General features: G+C 59.5%; 10 protein-coding genes and 1 tRNA gene. 1 reads left to right on the top strand and 10 read right to left on the bottom strand.

Translation table 11 applies throughout. The features are described from left to right. The 10 genes from WBP53_RS14705 to tpiA form a co-directional block, all read right to left on the bottom strand. On the bottom strand, positions 1–389 hold a 389-nt coding region (locus WBP53_RS14705; RefSeq protein ID WP_423930224.1), incomplete at its 3' end, for a 2Fe-2S iron-sulfur cluster-binding protein. A gap of 127 nt (positions 390–516) precedes the next feature. Further along, the gene (gene nuoF / locus WBP53_RS14700; RefSeq protein ID WP_423930222.1) at positions 517–1,830 is read right to left on the bottom strand and encodes an NADH-quinone oxidoreductase subunit NuoF; all 1,314 of its coding nucleotides are present in this window, start codon (positions 1,828–1,830) and stop codon (positions 517–519) included. Between the two features lie 99 nt (positions 1,831–1,929). Further along, a complete protein-coding gene (gene nuoE, locus WBP53_RS14695) occupies positions 1,930–2,457 on the bottom strand; it encodes an NADH-quinone oxidoreductase subunit NuoE (RefSeq protein WP_423930220.1) in 528 nt (175 codons plus the stop codon). A 154-nt stretch (positions 2,458–2,611) separates the two neighbouring features. After that, a complete protein-coding gene (locus WBP53_RS14690) occupies positions 2,612–3,865 on the bottom strand; it encodes an NADH-quinone oxidoreductase subunit D (RefSeq protein WP_423930218.1) in 1,254 nt (417 codons plus the stop codon). Then, entirely contained in the window at positions 3,865–4,584 is a 720-nt protein-coding gene (locus tag WBP53_RS14685; protein ID WP_423930216.1) for an NADH-quinone oxidoreductase subunit C, read from the bottom strand. Before WBP53_RS14685 ends, WBP53_RS14690 begins: the two co-directional genes overlap by 1 nt. Positions 4,585–4,591: 7 nt before the next feature. After that, complete coding sequence (locus WBP53_RS14680) at positions 4,592–5,146, bottom strand: NuoB/complex I 20 kDa subunit family protein (RefSeq protein ID WP_423930214.1); 555 nt, start codon at positions 5,144–5,146, stop codon at positions 4,592–4,594. After that, on the bottom strand, positions 5,137–5,493 hold the full coding sequence (locus WBP53_RS14675) for an NADH-quinone oxidoreductase subunit A (protein WP_423930226.1): 357 nt from the start codon (positions 5,491–5,493) through the stop codon (positions 5,137–5,139). Before WBP53_RS14675 ends, WBP53_RS14680 begins: the two co-directional genes overlap by 10 nt. Positions 5,494–5,563: 70 nt before the next feature. Next, a tRNA-Leu gene (locus tag WBP53_RS14670) sits at positions 5,564–5,648 on the bottom strand. Positions 5,649–5,655: 7 nt separating this feature from the next. Next, a complete protein-coding gene (secG, locus tag WBP53_RS14665; RefSeq protein WP_423930212.1) occupies positions 5,656–6,111 on the bottom strand; it encodes a preprotein translocase subunit SecG in 456 nt (151 codons plus the stop codon). 5 nt (positions 6,112–6,116) lie between these two features. After that, on the bottom strand, positions 6,117–6,884 hold the full coding sequence (gene tpiA / locus WBP53_RS14660; protein ID WP_423930210.1) for a triose-phosphate isomerase: 768 nt from the start codon (positions 6,882–6,884) through the stop codon (positions 6,117–6,119). A 315-nt stretch (positions 6,885–7,199) separates the two neighbouring features. Between tpiA and WBP53_RS14655 the strand changes: the two genes are divergently transcribed. Continuing rightward, positions 7,200–8,012: an SDR family NAD(P)-dependent oxidoreductase gene (locus WBP53_RS14655; RefSeq protein WP_423930208.1), complete on the top strand. Its 813-nt coding sequence runs from the start codon at positions 7,200–7,202 to the stop codon at positions 8,010–8,012. Positions 8,013–8,281 lie beyond the last annotated feature (269 nt).

Genomic DNA, 8,281 nt, shown 5'->3' with positions numbered 1-8,281 from the left:
GAAAGATCCTGCAACTCGCATTCGCCGCCCTGGTCGCAAATCGGGCAATCCAGCTGATGATTGATCAGCAGGAACTCCATCACGTTGCGCTGCGCCGAAAGCGCTCGCTGTGACTGGGTTTGAATTTTCATTCCGTCGGCCACAGGCGTCGCACAAGCCGGCTGCGGCTTGGGCATCGGCCGGCCACCCATCTCGACCTCGACCATGCACATGCGGCAATTGGCTGCGATCGCCAGTTTCTCGTGATAGCAAAAACGCGGAATCGAGATCCCAAGGCGATCAGCTGCCTGGATGATCATCGACCCCTTCGGCGCAAACGCCTGCTTGCCATCAATCTCGATGGTGACGTGATCCGGAGGTACGTCTGGAGTGATCGGCTGGGCGCTCATGGGGTGGCTCCTTGCGGAGCCGAGATTGGGGATTTGGGATTCGAGATTCGGAAGTGCGTGGGCATTGGGGCTTTTTCATCCCGAATCCCGAATCCCGAATCCCAGGTCGTGAGCACGGCGAACGGCATCATGCTGCAGCCTCCATCGAAGCCTCAACCATCGACCTGCCGTTCTCAATGAAGTACTCGAACTCGTGCCAGTAGTGGCGAAGGAATCCCTGCACTGGCCAGGCTGCAGCTTCACCGAAGGCGCAGATGGTGTGGCCTTCGATCTGACCAGCAGCTGCCTTCAATGTATCGAGGTCGCCGATCTGTGCCTTGCCTTCGATGATGCGAGTCAGCATCCGGTACATCCAGCCGGTACCTTCGCGGCACGGCGTGCACTGGCCGCAGGATTCGGCGTAGTAGAAACGCGCAATGCGCTGACAGGCGCGAACCATGCAAGTGCTCTCATCCATGACGATGACTGCGCCCGAACCGAGACCCGATCCGGCCTTCTGGATCGCGTCATAGTCCATCGTGATGGCCATCATCGTTTCGCCCGGCAGGACCGGCATCGACGAGCCGCCAGGGATGACTGCCTTCAGCTTCGCGCCATGGCGCATGCCGCCGGCCATTTCGAGTAGGTCGGCGAACGAGGTGCCCAGCGGGATTTCGTAGTTGCCAGGCTTGGCGACGTGTCCGGAGACCGAGAAGATCTTCGGACCACCGTTGTTCGGCTTGCCGACATTGAGGAACCAGTCCGCGCCCTTGCGCAGGATGGCGGGCACCGAGGCATAAGTCTCGGTGTTGTTGATTGTGGTCGGTTTTCCGTAGAGGCCGAAGTTCGCCGGAAACGGCGGCTTGAATCGAGGCTGGCCCTTCTTGCCTTCCAGCGACTCCATCATCGCGGTTTCTTCGCCGCAGATGTAGGCACCGGCCCCGAGTGCGGTATGGATGTCGACATCAATGCCTGAGCCGCCAATGTTCTTGCCCAGCAAGCCTGCCTCGTAGGCGGCCTTCACCGCCATCTCGAAATGCTCGAACGGCTCGTGATGGAACTCGCCACGCAGATAGTTGTAAGCGACCGAGGATCCGGTTGCGTAGCAGGCAATCGCCAGTCCTTCGACCACCGAATGCGGATTGAATCGCAGGATGTCTCGATCCTTGCAGGTACCCGGTTCGGACTCATCCGAATTGCACAGGATGTATTTCTGCCCCGGCGCATTACGCGGCATGAACGACCATTTGAGACCGGTCGGAAATCCTGCACCACCACGGCCACGCAGCGAACTGTTCTTGAGTTCGTCGATGATCGTTGCTGGATCGGTCTTCTCGGCGAGGATTTTCTTCCACGCCTGATAGCCATCGACCTTGAGGTAATTGTCCAGCGTCCACGGCTGATTGAAATGCAGCGTGGTGTAGACGACCTGGTGATCTTTTGGTGCGGGTCCGAATGCCATTACGGTCTCTTCGTCTTGTCCGGTTTCTGAAGCAGTTGGTTGCCGAGCGCTCTTGAACTTGATCCAGGAGCATTGCGACTGAAGCCGCTCCCTACAAAATCATTTGAGCTTGTCGAGAATCGAGTCGATCTTTTCGATGTTCAGGTTTTCGTGATAGTGACCGTTGACCACCATCATGGGCGCGCCGCAGCAGGCAGCCAGGCATTCCTCTTCACGCTTGAGGTAGATGCGACCGTCCTCCGTGCTCTCGCCGAGTCTGGTACCTAGCTTCTTTTCGCAATGTCGCACGAGATCCTCGGCGCCATTGAGCCAGCAGGAGATATTCGTGCAGATCGCAACGTTGTTGCGTCCGACCGGTTTGGTTTCGAACATCGAATAGAAACTGGCAACTTCGAAAGCCCACACCTGGGGAAGATCAAGATAGCGAGCAACCGCAACGATCAACTCGTCAGTCAGGAAGCCCCCGTTTTGCTCCTGGGTAACGAACAAGCCCTGGATCAGCGCGGAACGCTTGCGATCAGGCGGAAACTTGGCCACCCACGCATCGATATGTTCACGCGTCTCTGGCGTCAATGACGCCAACGGATCGACGTCCTTGATCTCGTTGTAGGTACCGGTCGGTTTCATGGTTGGAGTGCCGGGATTCGGGATTCGGGATTGGTGATTCGGAACAGCGGGTTAGCAGCGAAATAACGGTAGAGGGTCGAAATCGAGCGCAAAGCCACCGTCTGCCGCGAACCGGCTCTTGCGAATCCCGAATATCGAATCCCGAATCCCGGCATCACCTGTCTATCTCCCCGAACACCACATCGTATGTACCAATCATCGCGACGACGTCGGCGAGCATGTGGCCGCGCACGACAGTGTCCATCGAGGATAGATGGGCGAATCCGGGTGCGCGCAACTTGCAGCGGAATGGCTTGTTTGCGCCATCGGAGATCAGGTAGCAACCGAACTCGCCCTTGGGCGCCTCGACTGCAGCGTAGGTTTCGCCAGCCGGGACGCAATAGCCTTCAGTGAACAGCTTGAAGTGATGAATGAGGGCTTCCATGTCGTCCTTCATCTCTTCGCGTTTCGGCGGTGCGACCTTGTAGTTCTGCACGATCACCGGGCCGGGATTCGCCCTCAACCAGGCCACGCACTGTTGAATGATGCGGTTGGATTGGCGCATTTCCTCGACGCGCACGAGATAGCGATCGTAGCAATCGCCATTGACGCCCACGGGGATGTCGAAATCGACCTCGGCGTACTTCGCGTACGGTTGCTTCTTGCGCAGGTCCCACGCAATACCCGAGCCTCGCAACATCGGACCGGTCATGCCCCAGGCCTTGGCCATCTCGGGCGAAATCACGCCGATGTCGACCGTACGCTGCTTCCAGATGCGGTTTCCGGTCAACAATTCTTCGTATTCATCGACCTTGCTCGGGAAATCCGCGCAGAACGCTTCCAGATAATCGAGCATCGAACCTTCGCGCCACTGATTGAAGCGCTTGAGGTCATTGCCCTTGTGCCAGCGTGATTCCTTGTATTTCGGCATCTGCACCGGAAGGTCGCGGTAGACGCCGCCCGGTCGATAATAGGTCGCGTGCATGCGTGCGCCGGAGACTGCCTCGTAGCAATCCATGAGCTCTTCACGCTCGCGGAACGCATACAGGAACACCGCCATCGCACCGAGATCGAGCCCGTTCGAGCCGATCCACATCAGGTGATTCAGGATGCGCGTGATCTCGTCGAACATCGTGCGGATCCACTGCGCGCGCTCGGGCACTTCAATCTGCAGCAGGTTCTCGATCGCACGCACGTAGGCGTGCTCATTGCACATCATCGAAACGTAGTCGAGTCGATCCATGTAACCGATCGACTGGTTATAGGGTTTCGACTCGGCCAGCTTTTCGGTGCCGCGATGGAGCAGCCCGATATGCGGATCTGCACGTACGACTGTCTCGCCGTCCATTTCCAGCACCAGTCGCAGCACGCCATGTGCGGCCGGATGCTGAGGGCCGAAGTTCATCGTGTAGTTGCGAATCTCTTCCATTACTTGGCTCCGGCCTCGCGCTCGGCGTTGGCCTGCTCATAGCGCGAGTCGTCGCGGATAGTGCGTGGAACGAGAACACGCGGCTCGATGGAGACCGGCTCGTAGACAACGCGCTTCTTGTCCGGGTCGTAGCGGACCTCGACATTGCCGATGAGCGGAAAATCCTTGCGGAACGCGTGGCCTACGAAGCCGTAGTCAGTGAGGATGCGGCGCAAGTCCGGATGCCCCTCGAAGACGATGCCGTAGAGATCAAACGCTTCGCGTTCGAACCAGTTCGTTCCTGGCCAGATATCCACGAGTGAGGGCAACGCGGGAAGATCATCGTCCTCGCAGAATGCACGCACGCGCAGCCGGTGGTTGTTTTCCAGCGACAACAGGTGCAAGACAACGGCAAAGCGACGCGGAATATCGGTGATACGCGGCCGCTCGGCCCAGTTGAAGCGCCCTGCGCCCTTGCCCTCGACACCACGCGAGAACCCTTCCGACGACACGTCAGTGGTATCCCATTCGGTCTGGCCGAAGCTCAGGTAGTCGACACCGCTGACATCGACACACAGGTCGAAATCCAGTTCCGGCTCGTCGCGCAGGCTGCGCGCCACGCTGAGCCAGTTTTCCGGCAATACCTCGATTGTCGTCTCGCCAAGGGAGGCACTGGTATTGACGATCTTGTGGCCCAGTTTAACTTCGAGATGACGGGCCAGGGATGCGGGTTCGCTCATGCCATCCTCAGCGTGCAATGGTGTTGGTGCGGCGGATCTTCTTCTGCAGCTGCAGAATGCCGTGGATCAGCGCTTCGGCCGTTGGCGGGCATCCTGGAACATAGATGTCGACCGGGACGATGCGATCACAGCCGCGCACGACTGCATAGGAATAGTGATAGTAGCCGCCGCCATTGGCGCAGGAGCCCATCGAAATGACCCATTTGGGCTCGGGCATCTGGTCATAGACCTTGCGCAGGGCCGGTGCCATCTTGTTGACCAGCGTGCCGGCCACGATCATCACGTCGGACTGGCGCGGCGACGGTCGGAAGATGACGCCATTCCTGTCCAGGTCGAGGCGAGCCGCACCCGCATGCATCATCTCGACCGCGCAACAGGCCAGGCCAAACGTCATCGGCCACATGGAACCCGTGCGTGCCCAGTTGACCAGCTCATCCATTCTTGCCGTGACGAAACCGCGATCGAGCAAGGGATTGTCATCACCGGGGCGCAGGATGTCGTCAACCGGACCCCCTGGGGCCGGGTTGTGCATGACCCGCGCGATGGAGTCACTCATTCCCATTCGAGGGCTCCCTTCTTCCAGACGTAGATGAATCCGAGCACCAGCAGACCGATGAACATGCCCATTTCGGCCAGACCAAAGAGACCGAGTTCATCGAACACGATGGCCCATGGAATCACGAATGCGATTTCCAGATCAAAAATGATGAACAGGATGGCGATGAGGTAGTAGCGCACATCGAACTTCATGCGCGCGTCCTCGAATGCTTCGAAACCGCATTCGTACGGAGCCAGTTTCTCCGCCGTGGCCTTTTTGGGCCCAAGCAGATTGCCGAGAATCAGCAATGCAATACCGATTCCAGTGGCCACAACGAGAAACAGCAGGACCGGGAAATACTCGACTAGCACATGCACCTCCGCGTCGCCTGACGCATCAGCGGTTGCCGCAGTGTGCGGCAACGACGGTTGTTATTGATGTTGGTGCCCAAGGGGGGACTCGAACCCCCACAGCTCTCGCCGCTACCACCTCAAGGTAGTGCGTCTACCAATTCCGCCACCTGGGCAACGCTATCAATCTCCGTCCTTCCCCGCTGTATCAGGCTGCGGTTCCGCGGGCAGGACGGCTTCAGGAGCCGGCGTATCCGTGGTTTGCGCAGGCGCAGGTGCTGGCACGTCGGTCGACGCCGGACTCGCCTGAACGGCCGCTGGCACATCGCCAGCAGTCGGCTCGGGAGCTTCCGGTGCGACGCCTGCCATCACGCCCAGATCATCCGTACTGGCCCCGTCAAGGGCCGGACGACTGTGATACATGCCCATGCCGAGGCTGAGCAGGAAGAACAAACCGGCCAGGACCGCCGTGCTGCGCGACAAGAAGTTTGCCGAGCCACGCGCACCGAAAACAGTCGAGGAAGCACCACCGCCGAATCCGGAGCCTGCGTCGGCACCGGCGCCGCGCTGCATGAGGATCAGCGCGATCATCGCAACGGCAATCAGCACATAGAAAACTTGGGCAATGATCGAGAGCATGTAAATCAGGAATCCTGGTTTGCGGCAACAGCTGCAGCCGCGCAAATAGCAATGAAATCGGCCGCCACCAACGAAGCGCCGCCAATAAGCCCGCCATCGATATCGGGCTCGGCGAACAGTTCGGCAGCATTGGCGGCCTTTACGCTGCCCCCGTACAGGAGACGCAGCGAGCTCGCTATTCTAGCATCCTGTTCCGCGAATTTGTCACGCATGAACGCATGAACTTCCTGCGCCTGGCCTGGCGTGGCTGTCTTGCCGGTTCCGATGGCCCAGACAGGCTCATAGGCGACCACGGCATGCGAGAAAGCGGATATGCCGGCCAAATCCAGCACTGCAGCCAGCTGAGCCGCCACGATGACCTCGGTTTCGCCGGCCTCCCGGTGCTCGAGCAACTCGCCGACACAAAGGACGGGAATCAGGCCGGCAGCCTGTGCCGCGACAAATTTCCGCGCCACCACCTCGTTGGTCTCGGCGTGATATTGACGCCGCTCGGAGTGACCGACCAGTACGTATTCGCAACCCAGCTCGCGGAGCATCCCACCGGCCACTTCCCCGGTATAAGCGCCCTCTGCGTGTTCGCTAAGGTCCTGCGCGCCGAACGCCAGGGCCTTTCCGGCATTGGCGGCCATCAGCTCGGACAAGTACGGAAACGGAGGCATCACAGCGACATCCACGCCCTTGGGCACGGATTGGGACACGCTCGCGACCAATTCGGCCGAAGCGGCGCGTGAACCATGCATCTTCCAGTTTCCGGCGACGAGTCTGCGGCGCATGTCTGGACCTTGCCAGCCTGAGGGGCGCGCAGGATACCGGCGGGACGCTCTGGCGGCAAATGTTCGAGCGGGAATGAGGCTGTGGGGACAGGATATCGGAACGAACAGCGAAGCTGGCCCGGAGCGCGAGCCGCAGGAAGCGGCGAGTTAATGGGGAATGGGGAATGGGAAAGGCCGTGAAGCCAAGGTCGAGCTGGTTTTCTGTACCAATTGCACTCGGAAAGCTGCAAACGCTTTCAATTCCCCACTCCCCATTCCCTACTCCCGCTCTGATGCGGCTACCCTTGGCAATCCAGATACAGCTGGCATGAGTACATGAACCCAATCAAAGGCTACGCCCTGATCACAGGCGCTTCGGCAGGCATTGGCGCTGCATTCGCGCGCGAACTGGCCGCTAGCGGCCATGATCTGGTGCTGACAGCACGTCGCGTCGATCGCATGCAGGCATTGGCTGATGAACTGACTGCCGCACACGGCATCAAGGCGGAAGTCATTGCTTGCGACCTGGCCGATCCCGAATCACCACGCCTGCTGGTGGATCAGATAGAGCAGCGCGGAATCAGCATCGACATGCTCGTCAACAACGCCGGCTACGGCGTCACTGGCTATTTCCTCAGCCAGCCCTGGAAGACTCAGGCCGACTTCATCCAGGTCCTGATGACTGCACCGACCGAGCTCTGCCATCGGCTGATGCCGGCCATGCTCGAGCGTGGCCACGGGCGCATCATCAATGTCGCTTCGCTTGCAGGGCATGTCCCGGGATCCGCCGGGCAGACGCTTTATGCCGCAGCCAAGTCCTACCTGATCAAGTTTTCCCAGTCCCTGAGCCTGGAATACGGCCACAAGGGCATTCATACCTGCGCCCTGTGCCCTGGATTCACCTACTCGGAATTCCACGATGTCACCGGCTCACGATCAATGATGTCGAAGCTGCCGGACTGGATGTGGATGGATGCCGAAACCGTGGTCCGCCAGGGCCTCGATGCCGTCGAGCGCGGCGACGCGGTTTACATCAACGGACGCATCAACCGGATGATCAAGACTCTGGTGAAGCTGATGCCCGATGGCATGGTGCTGCGCGGGATGGCCCGGCAGTCGAGGAAATTCCGCAAGGCTTCGCCTGACTGAAATTCACATGCATTTGCAGCTTCTTGTAGGAGCAGGCTTCAGCCGCGATGCTTCTTGGCGGCACGTGAAGGAGAGCGTCGCGGCTGAAGCCTGCTCCTACAACATTCCGCTTTCCCAGCGACCTCCTCTTGCTCACTCCTCAAGCAGCTCATTGATCTCGTCGACAATCTGCGGAAGCATCTTCTCCGAATAGCCGACATGGGTGAACGCCACCTTGCCCTGCTTGTCGATCATCAGCATGTGCGGCAATCCGCTCACGCCGTATTGGC

Source organism: Dokdonella sp. (assembly GCF_049593775.1).
GTDB lineage: Bacteria > Pseudomonadota > Gammaproteobacteria > Xanthomonadales > Rhodanobacteraceae > Dokdonella.
Note: the sequence above shows the minus strand (reverse complement) of the source record. Positions and strands in the feature narration are given on the sequence as shown.

Bases quoted from the DNA above. Each gene is read 5' to 3' on its own strand.
- nuoF (WP_423930222.1), bottom strand. From the start codon at position 1,830: ATGGCATTCGGACCCGCACCAAAAGATCACCAGGTCGTCTACACCACG.
- nuoE (WP_423930220.1), bottom strand. From the start codon at position 2,457: ATGAAACCGACCGGTACCTACAACGAGATCAAGGACGTCGATCCGTTG.
- WBP53_RS14690 (WP_423930218.1), bottom strand. From the start codon at position 3,865: ATGGAAGAGATTCGCAACTACACGATGAACTTCGGCCCTCAGCATCCG.
- WBP53_RS14685 (WP_423930216.1), bottom strand. From the start codon at position 4,584: ATGAGCGAACCCGCATCCCTGGCCCGTCATCTCGAAGTTAAACTGGGC.
- WBP53_RS14680 (WP_423930214.1), bottom strand. From the start codon at position 5,146: ATGGGAATGAGTGACTCCATCGCGCGGGTCATGCACAACCCGGCCCCA.
- secG (WP_423930212.1), bottom strand. From the start codon at position 6,111: ATGCTCTCGATCATTGCCCAAGTTTTCTATGTGCTGATTGCCGTTGCG.
- tpiA (WP_423930210.1), bottom strand. From the start codon at position 6,884: ATGCGCCGCAGACTCGTCGCCGGAAACTGGAAGATGCATGGTTCACGC.
- WBP53_RS14655 (WP_423930208.1), top strand. From the start codon at position 7,200: ATGAACCCAATCAAAGGCTACGCCCTGATCACAGGCGCTTCGGCAGGC.